The organism is Streptomyces sp. NRRL F-2664, from assembly GCF_000719345.1.
Taxonomy (GTDB): domain Bacteria; phylum Actinomycetota; class Actinomycetes; order Streptomycetales; family Streptomycetaceae; genus Streptomyces.
In genome coordinates, this window is record NZ_JOFX01000012.1 from 153464 (window position 1) to 169299 (window position 15836).

A 15836-nucleotide genomic window follows, 5' to 3' on the forward strand; every position below is an offset into this window, starting at 1 on the left:
CCGCGGGACGGGGCCGTGGCTCGGCTTGACGGTGCTTCGAGCGGCTCTTGAGGAACTGCTCACAGGATCGGCGACGCCCGCGGGCGCCCGGCCCCCCCCCAGGTGCCCGGGCGCCCCGCTCCGTCGTACCCCCCGCACCCGAGCCGGCATCGTCGCCGAACTGCACTCCTTCCACGAGCGGTTCGCCGCCGACCCGGTCCAGCGTCGGCACTGGTTCAACATGATCGACCTCAGCCCGCGCGAGGACGGCGCCTTCGACGCCGTGTTCTACGCCCTGGTGCTCACCGTCCGGCCCGGGATCAAGGAGCCGGAGGTCGGACCCAGCTGCCTGGTCCGCGACGTCCTGGAGATCGAGGACGGCCGCGTGCGCAACCGCTCCCGCCGCGTCGAGCACGACCAGCACGTCCAGCACCCCTCCCCCGCCCCGCACATCCCGACCGCCCGGCACGCGGCCCGTTGAGCGGCCGCTGCGGCGCGCCCCACGGCCGTCCTCCGAAGGGAGAACCCCCCATGACCCGCACCCCCGTAGCCCTGGTGACCGGATCCTCGTCCGGAATCGGCGCCGCCGTCGCCCGCAGGCTCTCCGCCGAGGGGATGACGGTGGTGGTCAACGCGGCCAGGAGTGTCGACGCGGGCCGCCGGCTCGCCGCGTCCCTGCCCGACGCACGCTTCGTCCAGGCCGACATCTCCGACGAGGACCAGGCGCGGCGGCTGCTGGACGAGGTCGCCGACACCTACGGAGCCCTCGACCTGCTGGTCAACAACGCCGGTGTCACCCGGGCCATCCCGCACAACGACCTGGAGGCCGCCACCGCGGAGGTGTGGCGCACCATCCTCGGGGTCAACGTCGTCGGCACCTGGCAGACCACGGTGGCCGCCATGCCGCTGCTGCGCGCCTCCGGCGCCGGCCACGTCGTCAACATCTCCTCCGTCGCCGGCGTCCGGCCGGCCGGCAGTTCCGTTCCCTACGCGGTCAGCAAGGCCGCCGTGAACCACATGACCCGGCTGCTGGCCGCGGCTGTCGGCCCCGAGGTGCGGGTGAACGCCATCGCCCCCGGGCTCGTCGACACGCCGTGGACGGAGACCTTCACCGAGATCCGCGAGCGGGTCCGCGAAGCCGTTCCGCTGCGCCGCACCGGCACCCCGGAGGACATCGCCGAACTGGTGGTGGGCCTGCACCGGGCCGCCTACACCACCGGCGAGGTCGTACTCGCCGACGGCGGCGCCCACCTGCTGATCTGAGAGGACGACACACCGTGAAGCTTGGCGTGAACCTGAGTTACCAGGGCGCCGCGGAGCTGGCCGTCGCGGCCGAACGCCTCGGCTACGACGTGGCCCTGGCCCCCGAGGGCTACCGCTCGGACGCCGCCAGCGTGCTCGGCCTGGTGGCGGGGCGGACCGGGCGGATCGCCCTCGGCTCGGCCGTGATGCAGATCCCCGCCCGCAGCCCGGCGCTGGCCGCGCTGACCGCCGCGACCCTCCAGTCGCTCTCGGGCGGTCGCTTCCGACTGGGCCTGGGCGTGTCCAACCCGGATGTGTCCGAGGGCTGGTACGGGGTCCCGTTCGCGGAGCCCCTGGCGCGGACCCGGGAGTACGTGGAGATCGTACGGCGGGCCCTGACGGGCGAGCCGGTCCGCTACGAGGGCCGGCACTACCGGCTGCCGTCCTCCGGATCCGGTGCGGCCCCGCTGCACGTGATCACGGAGCCGGCCGGTGCGCCCGTACCGGTGTACCTGGGGGCGGTCGGGCCGGGGAACCTGACGCTGGCCGGTGAGATCGCCGACGGGTGGATCGGGGTGTTCGCCGCTCCCGAGCAGGTCGCCGAGTCGGTGGCGCACATCGTGGCGGGGCGGGCACGGGCCGGGAAGCCGATGGCGGACTTCGACGTGATGCCCTGCCTGGGCACCGCGATCGGCGAGGACGCCGGCAGCTGCGTCGACCGGCTGCGGGCGCACTACGCCTACCTCATGGGCATCGGCGCCCCGGAGCGGAACTTCTACATCGCGCTCGCCACGCGGCTGGGCTTCGGGGAGCAGGCCGCCGAGGTGGGCAGGCTCGCCGGCCGGGGCGACCGGGCAGGGGCCGCTGCCGCGGTACCGGCCGGCTTCGTGGAGCTGACCGCGCTGACCGGGCCGGTGGACCGGGTCGCGGAGCGGATGCGGCAGTACGCGGAGGCGGGCGTGACCACGCTCGGCATCATGATCTCCGCGATGGCAGGCGGTACGCAGGAGCGGATCGCGGTCCTGGAGGGCGCGATGGCGGCGCTGGAACGGTCGGGTGTGCGCGACTGACGAGGTACCGCCGCCTGCGGCGGCACCGCAAGCGGGCGGGGCACCCGAGGAGGTGCCCCGCCCGCGGGCGTCCGCCCACCGCTGCCGTCCCGGCGTGGTCGAGGCTCCCCCTGCGCACGACCCGGGCCCCGGGCCCTGTCCGCACGGTCCCGCCCGGCGTCCCGAGCGGCCGGAGCCACGCTGTGGGACCCTGCCTAGGCCGCCACGCCCGCCGTGATGCGGTCGATCAGTTCGGCCGGGGAGGGCTGTGCGGCCATCTCATGGCGCACCTGCGCGGCGGCGTGCCGGAAGGACTCCTCGGTGAGGAGGCGGACGGCAGCCGCGGTGATCCGGGCGGCGTCCGCCGTCGCCGGTGCCACGGCGAGCCCCACGCCGCGGTCGGTCACCCGGCGGGCGCACAGTTCGTTGTCCGCGCCGCTGGGGACCAGCAGTTGCGGTACGCCGTAGTGCAGGGCGGCCGCGGTGGTGCCCGATCCACCGTGGTGGACCACGAGCGCGCAGTCGCGCAGGATTCCGGAGAGCGGTACGAACCCGGCGGGCACCAGGTTGGCCGGCAGCGGGCCCAGCGCGGCGAGGTCGGTCTCGTCGTCGGCGAGGACCACGTCCGCGTCCAGAGCGGCGAGGGCGTCGACGAGGAGCCGCAGGGCGTCGGTGCCGCCGGGCAGCAGGGGTGCGACGGTGCCGAGGGTGAGGCAGATGCGGGGCCTGGTGGGCCTGCGCAGCGCCCACTCGGGCAGCACGGCGCCGCCGTTGTAGGGCACGTAGCGCATCGGCAGCCACGGCACTCCGTCGTACGGGTCGGCCTCCTCGTGTTCCAGGCCGCCGAGGCTGGGGGCGCGCGGGTCGATCCGGCCGAGGAGGTCCGGTTCGCGTTCGCCGAGACCGAGCTCCTGGCGCAGGCGCAGGACGACGGGGCTGTCGTCGGGGACGACACCGAACCGGGGATTGGTCCGGGCGGCTTCGCGCACGCCCGGATCGCGCATCGACCAGGACACCCGGTTGCCGACCTCCAGTGCGGGCACGCCGAGGGCCACGGCGGCCAGTTTGCCGGCCTGGTGGTCGGAGCAGTAGACGACGAGATCGGCGCCGAAGTCGCGGCCGGCGTCGACGGTTCCCCTGGTCATCGCGAGGGTGAACAGGTCGAACGGGCGCATCGCGCGGGCGAGTTCCCAGTACCCCTCCGGCAGGCCGGCTGCGTCGTCTCCCCCGGGCGCGGGCGCGTCGGGACCTGCGACCAGGTCCTCGCCGACGTCGCGGAGGGGGAAGACGTCGACCACCGGTGCCCCCGCCCAGGCGGCCGCCTTCGCCATGTGGGCGGTGGTGGCGATCAGGATTTCGTGGCCCGCCGCGCGTGCCGCCCAGACGAGCGGTACGAGGGGCAGCATCAGCCCGTATCCCGGTGCGGCCGGAAACAGGATCCGCATGGAGGACTCCTTCAGATTAGGACGCTGCGATGATTCTTCACAGAATTCGGTCGACGCTGCGGAATACGGCCTCGACCAGCCTGCGAATCCTGCCGTCCATGCTCCCCATCACCGCGGATCCCATATTCGGCACGTATCCGAATGCGAGCTCGCGCTCCGGGTCGGCGAAGGTGAAGACGCCGTTCGCACCGCTCAGTCCGAAGGAATTCTTCAGTCCGGCGTCGGCGGGGAACACCGCGCTGTCGGCGAGCTGCACGCCCAGCCCCCAGGTCAGCGGGGTCAGCATGACCTCGCACGTCCCGCTGCTGTGCGGGCGGGCCATTTCGGCGGTGAGGCGGGGGCCCACGAGGCGGATGCCGTCGACCTCGCCGACCAGGGCCGCGAACAGCCGGGCGAGGGCGTGGGCGCTGGCCAGACCGCCGTACGAGGGGTCCTCCACGGCCGGGTCGGCCGGGTCCTGCGACATGCTGGCGATGGTGGCCCGGTAGGTGAGGGTGGTCGGGTCGCGCAGCTCGACGACCTCGCCCGGGTCGGCGCCGGCCATCAGGGCTTCGGCCTTGGACTCCAGCATGGTGGCGAGGTGGGCGCCGCTGCCGGCGGGGAGCCCGATGTACGCGTCGAGGCCGAGGGGCGCCGCGATGTGGCGGGCGAAGTAGCGGCCCGCCGTCAGGCCGGTGCGGCGGCGGACCAGTTCGCTCAGCAGGTGCCCGTAGGTGGTGGCGTGGTAGCCGTGCGCGGTGTCCGGCTCCCACTCGGGGCGGGCCGCGGCCAGCGCCTCGGCGACCGGGGTGTGGGCGCGCAGCGCGGACGGGGTGAGGGGGGCGTGGTCGAGGCAGACGATCCCCGAGCGCTGCGTGAGGATCGTAGACGCAGACGGCGGCGCCCGCCTCCTCGCCCGCCGCGAAGTTCTCCTCGAAGGCGCGCGCGACGTCGCCGAACGCGTCCTCGACCTGCCCTGCCTGGGGGTATTGCTGCACAGTCTTCCGTCCTTCGCGAGGGGAGGGTGCGGCCGCCCGCCCGGGGACCCGGGGCGGCTTCGGTCGGCTCCGACCTGTGATGATCCGACCGCCGCTCGGGCCCCGCTCGAATACCGGTCATGTTCCACTCGCAAGGGAATACAGAAGCCCGCACGGGGTGACCGGAATGGAAATCGTCTGGCAGGATCGGCGCCATGCGATTCCGCACAGAGGCTGTTCTCGTGGGAAAACAGGATTCCCCGGGGGAATGGGACGGGATTTTCCGGATCGGAAGGTGGCGGCGTGTTCTCCGGTATAGCTGAATTCCACGACTGGTACGCGGGGCGGCGCCGTGCCCACGGCTACCGGGTGGACCGGATCCCGCTCGACGCCCTCGACGGCTGGCGCACCGACCCCGACTCCGGCAACCTCGTCCACCGCACCGGGCGGTTCTTCACCGTCGAGGGGTTGGACGTCGCGGACTCCGGCCGGGAGGTGGGCGCCTGGCAGCAGCCGATCATCGTCCAGCCCGAGCAGGGCGTCCTGGGCATCCTGGTCAAGGAGTTCGCGGGCGTCCCGCACTTCCTGCTCCAGGTGAAGATGGAGCCGGGGAACGTCAACGGCCTCCAGCTCTCCCCCACCGTGCAGGCGACCCGGTCCAACTTCACCGGTGCGCACGGCGGCCGGCCCGTCCCGTACCTGGAGTACTTCACCGCGCCGCGCTCGGGCCGGGTCCTGTCGGACGTGCTGCAGTCGGAGCAGGCGTCCTGGTTCCTGGCCAAGCGCAACCGCAACATGATCGTGCAGGTCGACGAGGACGTCCCCGTCCTGGAGGACTTCTGCTGGCTGGACTTCGAGCAGATCGCCCAGCTGCTGCGGATACCGAACCTGGTCAACATGGACACCCGTACGGTGCTGGCGGGTGCCGCATCGTGGCGGGACCGCGACGCCGACCTGGTCGCGGACACCTTCCGGGGCGCGCTGGCCCGTTCCTGGGCCGCCGGCAACGTGGCCCTGCACGACACCACCCACCTGCTGAGCTGGTTCACCGAGGCCAAGAACCGCTGCACGCTGACCCGGCAGCTGATCCCGCTGACCAAGGTCGAGGGGTGGAGCCGGCGCGAGGGGGCCCTGGTCCACGACCGGGACCAGCACTTCGCCGTCATCGGCGTGTCGGTCGAGACCGACAGCCGGGAGGTGGCGCGCTGGCACCAGCCCATGTTCGAGCCGCGCAGCCAGGGTGTCATCGCCTTCCTGGTCCGCCGGATCGGCGGTGTGCTGCACGTCCTGATGCAGGCCCGGACGGAGACGGGCGGTTTTGACGGGGTGGAGATGGCCCCCACCGTGCAGTGCCAGCCCGACAGTTACCGCGGCCTGCCGCCCGAGCGCCGGCCGCGGTTCCTCTCGGAGGTGCTGGACGCGCCCCCGGAGCGGATCCGCTTCGACCGGGTCCACTCGGAGGAGGGCGGCCGTTTCTACCACGCGCAGAACCGCTACCTGCTGGTCGAGGTCGGGGAGGGCTTCCCGCTGCGGGTGCCCGACGACTACGCCTGGATCACCCTGCGCCAGCTCACCGACTTCGTGCGCTACGGCAACCACCTGAACGTCGAGGCGCGGAGCCTGCTGACGTTCGCGGGCTTCTACAAGGAGGACGACGAGTGACCACCCATGTCTGGGACTACCTTCCGGAGTACGAGGCGGAACGGGAGGACATCCTCGACGCCGTGCAGCAGGTCTTCGCCAGCGGCCGGCTCGTGCTGGGCGAGAGCGTGCGCGGGTTCGAGGCCGAGTTCGCAGCCCGCCACGGCCTGCCGCACTGCGTCGGCGTCGACAACGGCACCAACGCGGTCCAGCTGGCGCTGGAAGCGCTCGGCGTCGGCCGCGGCGACGAGGTCGTCACCGTGTCGAACACCGCCGCCCCGACCGTCGTCGCCATCGACGCGGCCGGCGCCGTCCCGGTCTTCGTGGACGTTCGCGCCGAGGACTACCTGATGGACACCGAGCAGGTCGCCGCCGCGATCACCCCGCGCACGAAAGCGCTGCTGCCCGTGCACCTGTACGGCCAGTGCGTGGACATGGATCCGCTGCGGCGCCTGGCCGAGGAGCACGGGCTGGGGATCGTCGAGGACTGCGCGCAGGCGCACGGCGCCCGCCACCACGGGGCACCGGCCGGGACCATGGGCGACGCCGCGGCCTTCTCCTTCTACCCCACCAAGGTGCTGGGGGCGTACGGCGACGGCGGGGCGGTGCTGACCGGCTCCGCCGACACCGACCGGGCACTGCGCCGACTGCGGTACTACGGCATGGAGGAGGTGTACTACGTCGAGCGGACGCCCGGCCACAACAGCCGCCTCGACGAGGTCCAGGCCGAGATCCTGCGCCGCAAGCTGACCCGGCTCGACGCCTACGTGGCCGGCCGCCGCCGGGTGGCGCGCCGCTACGAGGAGGGGCTCGCCGGGCTGTGCGGGCCGGGCGGGCTGACCCTCCCGGCCACCGCCCCGGGCAACGAGCACGTGTACTACGTGTACGTGGTGCGCCACCCGCGCCGCGACGAGATCATCAGCGCTCTCAGGGACCGCTACGACATCTGCCTCAACATCAGCTATCCGTGGCCGGTCCACACCATGCGCGGCTTCGCCCACCTCGGCGTGGGGAGCGGGTCGCTGCCGGTCACCGAGCGGCTGGCCGGGGAGATCTTCTCGCTGCCCATGTACCCGTCGCTTCCGGAGGCCGTGCAGGACAAGGTCATCGAGGCACTGCACGAAGTCCTCGCGGGCCTCTGACCGTCCGGCCCGCGAGCCCGGCGTCCGTCGTCCGCCCTCCGTCCGATCTCCCGACCGAAAGGCCCGTCCCCACCATGCCCGCCAGCACGGACACCCTCATCTACCGCCGCGCAGACGTCTACCACGACTTCTACCACGGCCGCGGCAAGGACTACCGGGCCGAAGCGGCCGTCGTGCGCGAACTCGTCGAGCAGCGCGCCGCGGTCCCCCCGGCCGCCGGCTCGCTGCTGGACGTCGCCTGCGGCACCGGCTCCCACCTGGCCGAGCACGCCGGCCACTTCGGCCACGCGGCCGGGGTCGACCTGTCCGCCGACATGCTCGCCGTCGCCGCCCGCCTCAATCCGGGGGTCCCGCTGACGCAGGGCGACATGCGCGACTTCCGGCTCGACCGCACCTTCTCCGCCGTCACCTGCATGTTCAGCTCCGTCGGATACCTGGAGACCGCCGCCGACCTGGACGCGGCGATCGCGAACCTGACCGCGCATCTGGAGCCCGGCGGCGTCCTCGTCGTCGAACCGTGGTGGTGTCCGGAAAGCTTCGTGCCCGGCTGGGTCGGCGCCGACGTGGTCCGGTCCGGGGAGCGCACCATCTCCCGGGTCTCCCACACCGTGCGCGCCGGACGGACCAGCCGGATGGAGGTGCACTACACGGTCGCCGATCCCGCCACCGGCATCGAGCACTTCACCGACACGCACGTCATGAGCCTGTTCGAGCGCACCGAGTACCGGGACGCCTTCCTGCGGGCCGGGCTGGAGCCCTCGTACGTGCCCCACGAGCTGTACGGTCCGGGGCTGTTCGTCGCCACCCGTCCCGGCGGTGCCGCGTGAACGTCCGCGAGCTGGCCGTCGAGGGCGCGTACGCCTTCACCCCGGAGGTCTTCCACGACGGGCGCGGCTCGTTCCGCTCCCCGCACCAGGAGGCCGCCTTCGGCGCGGCGCTGGGCGGCCCCCTCTTCCCCGTGGCGCAGGTCAGCACCAGCCGGTCGCGGCGCGGCGTGGTACGCGGGGTGCACTACACGGCGACGCCCGGGTCCATGGCCAAGTACGTGCTCTGCACCGGCGGCCGGGCCCTGGACGTGGTGGTCGACCTCCGGCTCGGCTCGCCCACCTTCGGGCGCAGCGAGAGCGTGGAGCTCACCCCGGAGGCGGGTACCGCCCTGTACCTGCCGCCGGGTGTGGGGCACTTGTTCGCCGCCCTGGAGGACGACACGGTGATGGTGTACCTGTTGTCGGCTGCCTACCGCCCGGACAAGGAGCGGGCCGTGCACCCGCTGGATCCGGCGCTCGGCCTGGAGCTGCCCGGCGGTCTCGATCCGGTGCTGTCCGAGCGCGACCGGGTGGCGCCGACGCTGGCGGCGGCCCGGGGGGCCGGGCTGCTGCCCTCGTACGCCGACTGCCGGCCGGCCGGGGCCGGCGTGTCCGGCGGGGGCGGGCGGTGAGCGCCCCGCGGCAGGTGGTGGTGCTCGGCGCGTCCGGCTTCATCGGCTCGGCCGTGGTCCGGGAACTGGCCGCCGACCGTACCCTGCGGGTGCGCGCGGTCTCCCGGCGGCCGGTCCCGCTCCCCACGGGGCTCACCGGGCGGGTCGAGGTGCTCACCGGCGACCTCACCGAACGGGACGTCCTGGCCCGGGCGGTGGAGGGCGCCGATGCCGTCCTGCCCTTCGCGGCCAGGATCCGCGGCGCGGCCGGGTGGCGGTTGTCGGAGGACGACACGGAGGCGGAGCGGGTCAACGTCGGACTGGTCCGGGACCTGGTGGCGCTGCTCGCGGAGCGGCCCGGAGGTCCCGGCGGGCCGCCCGCGGTCGTGTTCCCTGCCAGCAACACCCAGGTGGGGCGGGTCTCGGCCGAGCGCATCGACGGCTCCGAGCCGGACCGTCCCGAGGGGGTGTACGACCGGCAGAAGCACGCCGCCGAGTCCCTGCTGAAGCGGGCCGCGGCGCAGGGCCTGGCGCGGGCCGTCAGCATCCGGCTGCCGCCCGTGTACGGGCCGGGGACCGCGACGGCCGACGACCGCGGGGTGGTGTCCACCATGATCCGGCGGGCGCTGGCCGGGGAGCCGCTGACGATGTGGCACGACGGCACGGTCCGCCGCGACCTGCTGTACGTGCAGGACGCGGCCCGGGCGTTCACGGCGGCCCTGGCGCACGCGGACGCGCTGTCGGGCCGCCACTACCCGGTCGGCACCGGGCGGGCGCTGCCGCTGGGCGAGGTGTTCGGCGCGGTGGCGCGCGCCGTGGCACGTCGCACGGGGGCCCCTGCGGTACCGGTGGTGTCGGTGGAGCCGCCCCCGCACGCGGACCCGACCGACTTCCGCAGCCTGGAGGTCGACCCGTCGGCGTTCACGGCGGCCACGGGCTGGCGGGCCCGTACGGCGCTGGACGAGGCGCTGGACCGGACGGTGGACGCGGTGGTCCGCGAGGCGGGGCCGGTGTCCCGGCCCTGACACTGCGCCGGAGCCCGCGCGGACCGCAAGCGGCCCCGCCCCCGTCGGGGCGGGGCCGCCGTCGTGCTGCGGGGATCATGCCCGCAGCGCCTCCAGTACGCAGACCACCCGGGCCGGGGACGGCTGCGCGGCGATCTCCGCGCCGATCTCCGCGGCCCGCTCCCGGTGGCCGGGGTCCGCCAGCAGGGCGGCCGCCGCCCGGGCGACGCGGGCACCGGACTGTTCGCCGTCCGCCAGCACCACGGCCGCGCCGCGGGCCTCGATGCGGCGGCACGGCTCCAGCATCTTCGGGATCGTGGGCACCAGCAGCTGCGGCACGCCCGCGTGCAGGGCCGTCATGGCGGTCTGTCCGCCGCCGTGGTGCACGATGAGGTCGCACGTGGCCAGCAGGGTGTCCAGGGCGAACCAGCCGGCCCGGACCCCGGGCACCGCCGCGGTCAGCGCGTCGGCCACGTCCTGCGGGGCGGCGACCACCAGTTCCCCGTCGAGCCCCTCCACCGTCCGGGCGAGCTCGACCAGTTCGGCGACCCCGTCCGGCCCGGCGACACGGCTGCCGGCGGTGACGCACACCCGGGGCCGATCCGGCCGGCGCAGCATCCACGGCTCCAGCGGCCGGCGCAGGTTCGCGGGGACGAACCGCATCGACTGCCGGGGGCCGGGGGCCAGGTCCGCGGCGCGCAGCCCGGGCGGGCAGATGTCCACCCAGAGCTCGGGCTCGGGCAGTCGGTCCAGCCCGGCCGCGCGGAGTTCCGCGGACAGTTCGGCGGTGGCGCCGGCGTCCATGCCGGGCGGCTCGCCGAGGTCCCAGGTGTGCCGTACCCACGGGATCCGGAGGGCGTGGGCGAGCAGCGGCGCCGCGTAGCAGAGGGATCCGCCGACCACGAGGTCCGGGGTCCAGTCGGCGACGAGGGCGCGCAGCCGGGGCAGGGACGCGGCGGCCAGCCGGCCGAACCCCTCCCCGTTGAAGTGGATCCGCTCCTCGGGGTCGGCCGGAAGGGACAGCGCCCGCCCGGCCCGGTCCTCGAACATGAACCGGCGCATGGTGCCGTCGGTGACGGGCAGGACGGGCAGCCCGGTGCCCGTGACGTACGGGGCCATGTCCTCGGGGGAGGCGACGAGGACGTCGTGGCCGGCGAGGCGGGCCGCCGAGGCGAGCGGGGCGAGGGCGAAGACGGTCGCCGGACTCCCCCCGGTGATAAAGAGGATCTTCATCGCACGGACGGTGCACCGCGGCACTAGAGAACCGCTGGACCCCCGTCCGTCCTGAGCGCCCGTCGAGCGCCCCTTGAGTCGAGGTTGACCGCCGCCGCCTACCAAGGGATCCGGCCGGGTTTCTCCCGGTCCCACGAGTCACCTCTTCGATAAGGAAACCGATTCGATGTCCCGTCGTGTCGTGATAACCGGTATGGGGGTGCGCGCACCGGGGGGAAGCGGCACGGAGGAGTTCTGGTCCCTGCTGGCCGCGGGTCGTACCGCGACCCGCCGGATCAGCTTCTTCGACCCCACCCCCTTCCGCTCCCAGCTCGCGGGCGAGTGCGATTTCGACGCGGGGGCCGAAGGGCTCACCCCGCGGGAGGTCCGCAGGATGGACCGGGCGACCCAGTTCGCCGTGGTCTGCGCCCGCGACGCGGTGTCGGACAGCCGCCTCGACTTCGGCGCGCTCGACCCGTCCCGGGTCGGCGTGAGCCTGGGCAGCGCCGTCGCGGCCGCCACCAGCCTGGAGAGCGAGTACCTGGTGCTGTCCGACGCCGGACGGCAGTGGGAGGTCGACCCCGGCTACCTGTCGCCGCACATGTACGACTACCTGACCCCCGGGAGGATGCCCGCCGAGGTCGCCTGGACGGTGGGCGCCGAGGGCCCCGTCGCCCTGGTGTCCAACGGCTGCACCTCGGGGTTGGATGCCGTCGGCAACGCCGTCCAGCTGATCGCGGACGGCACCGCCGACGTGATGCTGGCCGGAGCCGCCGACACCCCGGTCACCCCGGTCGTGGTGGCCAGTTTCGACGCGATCAAGGCCACCACCAACCGCAACGACGATCCCGCGCACGCCTCCCGGCCCTTCGACGCCTCCCGCAACGGCTTCGTCCTGGCCGAGGGAGCGGCCGTGTTCGTGCTGGAGGAGCTGGGGCGGGCCCGGGCGCGCGGGGCGACGGTCTACGCCGAGGTCAGCGGGTACGCCACGCGCCTGAACGCCTACCACATGACCGGTCTGAAGACCGACGGCCGGGAGATGGCCGAGGCCATCAGGGTCGCACTGGACCAGTCCCGGCTGAACGCCGACGCGATCGACTACGTCAACGCCCACGGCTCGGGCACCGTGCAGAACGACCGGCACGAGACGGCCGCGTTCAAGCGCGCCCTGGGCGACCACGCCTACCGCACGCCGATCAGCTCGATCAAGTCCATGGTGGGCCACTCCCTGGGGGCCATCGGCTCCGTGGAGATCGCGGCGTGCGCGCTCGCCATGAAGCACCAGGTGGTGCCGCCCACCGCCAACCTGTACCGGTCCGACCCCGAGTGCGACCTCGACTACGTACCGCTGACCGCCCGCGAACAGCGCGTGGACACCGTGCTGACGGTGGGCAGCGGATTCGGCGGATTCCAGAGCGCGATGCTGCTGCGGCGGCCCGAAGGAGTGTCATGACGACCACGGTGATCACGGGGCTGGGTGTCGTCGCCCCGAACGGAGCGGGCACCGAGGACTTCTGGTCCGCGACGGTGGAGGGCCGCAGCGGCATCGCCGACATCACCGCGTTCGACGCGTCCGGCTATCCGGCGCGGCGTGCCGGCGAGGTACGGGACTTCGATCCGGCGGCCCGTCTGCCGAACCGGCTGCTGCCGCAGACCGACCGGTCCACCCGGTTCGCGCTGGCCGCCGCGGAGCGGGCGCTGGCCGACGGCGGCGTCGATCCGGCCGCCCTCGTCGACTACGACATGGGCGTCATCACCGCGAACGCGTTCGGCGGCTTCGAGTTCACCCACCGCGAGTTCGCGAAGCTGTGGTCCAAGGGACCACAGTTCGTCAGCGTCTACGAGTCCTTCGCGTGGTTCTACGCCGTCAACACCGGCCAGATCTCCATCCGCCACCAGCTGCGCGGCCCGGGCAAGGCACTCGTCGCCGAGCAGGCCGGCGGACTGGACGCGCTCGGCCACGCCCGGCGGGCGCTGCGCCGCGGCGAGGCGAAGCTGGTCGTCACCGGCGGCGCGGACTCGGCGCTGGACCCGTGGGGCTGGGCGGCGCAGTGGTCGGGGGGCCGGGTGACCGCCTCCGGGGAGTACCGGCCCTTCGACCGGACGGCGAGCGGGCACGTGCCCGGGGAGGGTGCCGCGATCCTCGTCCTGGAGGACGCGGCTGCGGCGCGCGGGCGCGGTGCGTCCCGCCCGTACGGCGAACTCGCCGGGCAGGCCTCCACCTTCGATCCGCCGCCCGGATCGCCGAGGCCGCCGGCCCTGCGCCGCGCCATCGAACGGGCGCTGGCCGAGGCGGGGGCCGCCCCGGCCGACGTGGACGTGGTCTTCGCGGACTCGGCGGGCCTGCCCGCCCTGGACCGGAGCGAGGCCGAGGCGCTGCGGGAGGTGTTCGGCGCCCACGGCGTCCCGGTGACCGCGCCGAAGGCACTGACCGGGCGGCTGCACTCCGCGGGCGGCCCGCTGGACGTGGTCGCGGCGCTGCTGTCGATGCGCGACGGAGTGATCCCGCCGACCGCGAACACCGACGACGTCCCGGAGGAGTACGGCATCGACCTGGTCCGCAAGTCCCCGCGAGAGGCGCGGCTGGCGACGGCCCTCGTCCTCGCCCGGGGTGCCGGCGGCTTCAACTCGGCCGCCGTCGTGCGGACGTACGACCACTGAAGGAACGTGCAGTGAATGATGAAGGAGAAGCAACGATGAGCGACCCGACCACCACCACGATGACTCTGGACGACCTGCGCCGGATCCTGTCGGAGTCCGCCGGCAGCGAAGGCGGCCAGCTCGACGGGGACATCCTGGACACCGACTTCGCGGAGCTGGGTTACGACTCGCTGGCCCTGCTGGAGACCACGGCTGTCATCCAGCGCGAGTACGGGGTGGAGGTGCCGGACAAGGTCGCCACCCCGCGCGAGCTGCTGGCCTCCGTCAACGGCTCCCCGACCGCGGGGGGCTGAGACATGCGTCGGCACACCCGGCACGCCCTGACCTCCACCGCCCCGCCGCAGGCGCTGTACGACCTCGCCGCCGACGTCGGCCGGTGGCCGGCCGTGTTCGCACCCAGCGTCGCCGCGCACTACCTGGAGCGCGGCGAGCTCTCCGAGCGGTTCCGGCTGTGGGCCACCGTGGGGGGCGAGGTGAAGACGTGGGTGTCGCGTCGGACGCTGGATCCCTTGAACCTGCGGATCCGGTTCGATCAGGAGGAGAGCGCGTCGCCCATCGCCTCGATGGGCGGCGAGTGGATCTTCGAAGTGCGTGAGGACGGCGGCACGGACATCGTGCTGCTGCACGACTTCACGGCGGTCGGGGACGACCCGGACACCGTGGAGTGGATCAACGCCGCGCTGGATCGCAACAGCCCCCTGGAACTGGCGGCCCTGGCGCGGATCGCCGAGCTCGGCGCGGACGCGGGCGACCTGGTGTTCTCCTTCTCCGACACCGTCACCCTGGACTGCACGGCGGAGGAGGCCTACGCCTTCGTGCACCGCGCCGACCTGTGGCCCGAGCGGCTGCCGCATGTGGGCCGGGTGGAACTCACCGAGGATGCCGCCGGGGTGCAGGAGATGGAGATGGACACCGTCACCGCCGACGGGACCGCGCACACCACCCGCTCGGTGCGGATCTGCCGGCCCGGCGAGCGGATCGCCTACAAGCAGCTGGTGCCGCCGCGGCTGCTGCTCGGACACAGCGGGGTCTGGGAGTTCACCGGTGCCGGGGCGGGCGCCGGGGTCCGCGTCACGGCCGAGCACACGGTGGTGATCGATCCCGGTGCGGTGGAGGAGGTCCTCGGTGCGGGGGCCACGGTGGCCGACGCCCGCAGGTACCTGCGCGAGGTGCTCGGCAGGAACAGCCGTACGACACTGGAGTACGCCGGCCGCACCGCCGCCGCGTGAGCGTCTGACGCACCCGCGCCATCGGCCTCCAGGATCCTGGGAGATCCTGGAGGCCGATGGCGTGTGCGGCGGGGGCTGCTAACGGGAGCGGCGCCAGAAGACGCTGTACTCGTCGATGGCCTCGATCTCGTCCGTGATGCCGTGCCGGTCGCGGAACTCGTCCACGGCCTTGCGGCAGGCCGGGATGAAGTAGTCGTCGACGACCACGAAACCGCCGGTGGAGAGCTTCGGGTAGAGGTGGTCGAGCGCGTCGAGCGTGGACTCGTACAGGTCGCCGTCGAGGCGCAGCACCGCGAGGCGTTCGACGGGGGCGGCCGGCAGCGTGTCCTTGAACCAGCCCGGCAGGAAGCGGACCTGGTCGTCGAGGAGTCCGTAGCGGCCGAAGTTCTCCCGCACGGTGTCGGCGGTGACGCCCAGGACGTTGTTGCAGCGGTGCAGGGCCATCTCCCGGTCCATGGGGTGGCCGTCCTCGCCGGTGTCCGGGATGCCCTCGAAGGAATCGGCGAGCCAGACGGTCCGATCGGTGATGCCGTGCGCCTTGAGGTAGCCGCGGGCGAAGATGCAGACGCCGCCGCGCCAGACGCCCGTCTCGATGAAGTCTCCGGGTACGCCGTCGGCGACGACCCGGTCGAGGAGGGTGCGGATGTTGCGGATGCGCCGCAGGCCCACCATGGTGTGCGCGACGCTCGGCCAGTCGGTGCCGGTCTCACGGTTCTCGGGGCGGAACTCCCGCTCGGGGAACCACTCGTTGGGGATCGGGGCGTCCTCGTAGACGAGGTTCGTGACGACCTTCTCCAGGAGGTCCAGATACAGCTCTGCCGTGTTCTCCATGCGGAGTGCGTGTCCTTTCGGGTTCGGT

16 protein-coding genes are annotated in these 15836 nt (G+C 73.5%); 12 read left to right on the plus strand and 4 right to left on the minus strand.

Going from position 1 to position 15836, the window contains the following annotated elements; translation table 11 throughout:
* Window positions 1–31 precede the first annotated feature (31 nt).
* The 3 genes from IF89_RS47625 to IF89_RS0114110 are packed head-to-tail and all read left to right on the plus strand — an operon-like array spanning window position 32 to window position 2291.
* Window positions 32–460 (plus strand): hypothetical protein, encoded by a 429-nt coding sequence (locus IF89_RS47625; protein ID WP_234327759.1) that lies wholly within the window; start codon window positions 32–34, stop codon window positions 458–460.
* Between the two features lie 50 nt (window positions 461–510).
* On the plus strand, window positions 511–1242 hold the full coding sequence (locus tag IF89_RS0114105; RefSeq protein WP_030766458.1) for an SDR family NAD(P)-dependent oxidoreductase: 732 nt from the start codon (window positions 511–513) through the stop codon (window positions 1240–1242).
* Between the two features lie 14 nt (window positions 1243–1256).
* Window positions 1257–2291 (plus strand): LLM class flavin-dependent oxidoreductase, encoded by a 1035-nt coding sequence (locus IF89_RS0114110; RefSeq protein WP_030766460.1) that lies wholly within the window; start codon window positions 1257–1259, stop codon window positions 2289–2291.
* Between the two features lie 194 nt (window positions 2292–2485).
* On the opposite strand, the gene IF89_RS37970 is transcribed toward IF89_RS0114110, so the two are convergent.
* Together IF89_RS37970 and IF89_RS0114120 are read right to left on the minus strand one after the other, a co-directional pair.
* Entirely contained in the window at window positions 2486–3715 is a 1230-nt protein-coding gene (locus IF89_RS37970; protein ID WP_030766462.1) for a nucleotide disphospho-sugar-binding domain-containing protein, read from the minus strand.
* A gap of 37 nt (window positions 3716–3752) precedes the next feature.
* The gene (locus IF89_RS0114120) at window positions 3753–4820 is read right to left on the minus strand and encodes a serine hydrolase domain-containing protein (RefSeq protein ID WP_199820502.1); all 1068 of its coding nucleotides are present in this window, start codon (window positions 4818–4820) and stop codon (window positions 3753–3755) included.
* A 154-nt stretch (window positions 4821–4974) separates the two neighbouring features.
* On the opposite strand from IF89_RS0114120, the gene IF89_RS0114125 reads away from it, so the two are divergent.
* The 5 genes from IF89_RS0114125 (at window position 4975) to IF89_RS0114145 (ending at window position 9896) form a co-directional block, all read left to right on the plus strand.
* Window positions 4975–6333 carry an NDP-hexose 2,3-dehydratase family protein gene (locus IF89_RS0114125; protein ID WP_030766467.1) on the plus strand — a complete coding sequence of 453 codons (1359 nt, stop codon included), beginning with the start codon at window positions 4975–4977 and terminating at the stop codon, window positions 6331–6333.
* Window positions 6330–7454: a DegT/DnrJ/EryC1/StrS family aminotransferase gene (locus IF89_RS0114130; protein ID WP_030766470.1), complete on the plus strand. Its 1125-nt coding sequence runs from the start codon at window positions 6330–6332 to the stop codon at window positions 7452–7454. The genes IF89_RS0114125 and IF89_RS0114130 overlap by 4 nt, the downstream gene beginning before the upstream one ends.
* Window positions 7455–7528: 74 nt before the next feature.
* Window positions 7529–8281 carry a class I SAM-dependent DNA methyltransferase gene (locus IF89_RS0114135; protein WP_030766473.1) on the plus strand — a complete coding sequence of 251 codons (753 nt, stop codon included), beginning with the start codon at window positions 7529–7531 and terminating at the stop codon, window positions 8279–8281.
* The gene (locus IF89_RS0114140; RefSeq protein WP_043193919.1) at window positions 8278–8892 is read left to right on the plus strand and encodes a dTDP-4-dehydrorhamnose 3,5-epimerase family protein; all 615 of its coding nucleotides are present in this window, start codon (window positions 8278–8280) and stop codon (window positions 8890–8892) included. Before IF89_RS0114135 ends, IF89_RS0114140 begins: the two co-directional genes overlap by 4 nt.
* Complete coding sequence (locus IF89_RS0114145) at window positions 8889–9896, plus strand: NAD-dependent epimerase/dehydratase family protein (RefSeq protein ID WP_030766478.1); 1008 nt, start codon at window positions 8889–8891, stop codon at window positions 9894–9896. The genes IF89_RS0114140 and IF89_RS0114145 overlap by 4 nt, the downstream gene beginning before the upstream one ends.
* Before the next feature lie 75 nt (window positions 9897–9971).
* On the opposite strand, the gene IF89_RS0114150 is transcribed toward IF89_RS0114145, so the two are convergent.
* On the minus strand, window positions 9972–11108 hold the full coding sequence (locus tag IF89_RS0114150; RefSeq protein WP_030766481.1) for a glycosyltransferase: 1137 nt from the start codon (window positions 11106–11108) through the stop codon (window positions 9972–9974).
* A gap of 166 nt (window positions 11109–11274) precedes the next feature.
* Here IF89_RS0114150 and IF89_RS0114155 point away from each other — a divergent pair, with 166 nt between their 5' ends.
* Genes IF89_RS0114155 through IF89_RS0114170 form a run of 4 tightly spaced genes read left to right on the plus strand, consistent with a single transcriptional unit; the run spans window position 11275 to window position 14977 of the window.
* Window positions 11275–12540, plus strand: a complete 1266-nt coding sequence (locus IF89_RS0114155; RefSeq protein ID WP_030766484.1) for a beta-ketoacyl-[acyl-carrier-protein] synthase family protein — start codon at window positions 11275–11277, stop codon at window positions 12538–12540.
* A complete protein-coding gene (locus tag IF89_RS0114160; protein ID WP_030766485.1) occupies window positions 12537–13748 on the plus strand; it encodes a ketosynthase chain-length factor in 1212 nt (403 codons plus the stop codon). The genes IF89_RS0114155 and IF89_RS0114160 overlap by 4 nt, the downstream gene beginning before the upstream one ends.
* A gap of 35 nt (window positions 13749–13783) precedes the next feature.
* Window positions 13784–14041: an acyl carrier protein gene (locus IF89_RS0114165; RefSeq protein WP_030766487.1), complete on the plus strand. Its 258-nt coding sequence runs from the start codon at window positions 13784–13786 to the stop codon at window positions 14039–14041.
* A gap of 3 nt (window positions 14042–14044) precedes the next feature.
* Complete coding sequence (locus tag IF89_RS0114170; protein WP_030766488.1) at window positions 14045–14977, plus strand: aromatase/cyclase; 933 nt, start codon at window positions 14045–14047, stop codon at window positions 14975–14977.
* A 78-nt stretch (window positions 14978–15055) separates the two neighbouring features.
* Here IF89_RS0114170 and IF89_RS0114175 read toward each other — a convergent pair whose 3' ends face one another.
* The gene (locus tag IF89_RS0114175; RefSeq protein ID WP_030766490.1) at window positions 15056–15808 is read right to left on the minus strand and encodes a TylF/MycF family methyltransferase; all 753 of its coding nucleotides are present in this window, start codon (window positions 15806–15808) and stop codon (window positions 15056–15058) included.
* Window positions 15809–15836 lie beyond the last annotated feature (28 nt).

What these genes read in the sequence shown, in the direction of transcription:
- IF89_RS0114105 (WP_030766458.1), top strand. Translation starts at nt 511, where the DNA reads ATGACCCGCACCCCCGTAGCCCTGGTGACCGGATCCTCGTCCGGAATC.
- IF89_RS37970 (WP_030766462.1), bottom strand. Translation starts at nt 3,715, where the DNA reads ATGCGGATCCTGTTTCCGGCCGCACCGGGATACGGGCTGATGCTGCCC.
- IF89_RS0114135 (WP_030766473.1), top strand. Translation starts at nt 7,529, where the DNA reads ATGCCCGCCAGCACGGACACCCTCATCTACCGCCGCGCAGACGTCTAC.
- IF89_RS0114150 (WP_030766481.1), bottom strand. Translation starts at nt 11,108, where the DNA reads ATGAAGATCCTCTTTATCACCGGGGGGAGTCCGGCGACCGTCTTCGCC.
- IF89_RS0114155 (WP_030766484.1), top strand. Translation starts at nt 11,275, where the DNA reads ATGTCCCGTCGTGTCGTGATAACCGGTATGGGGGTGCGCGCACCGGGG.
- IF89_RS0114160 (WP_030766485.1), top strand. Translation starts at nt 12,537, where the DNA reads ATGACGACCACGGTGATCACGGGGCTGGGTGTCGTCGCCCCGAACGGA.
- IF89_RS0114165 (WP_030766487.1), top strand. Translation starts at nt 13,784, where the DNA reads ATGAGCGACCCGACCACCACCACGATGACTCTGGACGACCTGCGCCGG.
- IF89_RS0114170 (WP_030766488.1), top strand. Translation starts at nt 14,045, where the DNA reads ATGCGTCGGCACACCCGGCACGCCCTGACCTCCACCGCCCCGCCGCAG.
- IF89_RS0114175 (WP_030766490.1), bottom strand. Translation starts at nt 15,808, where the DNA reads ATGGAGAACACGGCAGAGCTGTATCTGGACCTCCTGGAGAAGGTCGTC.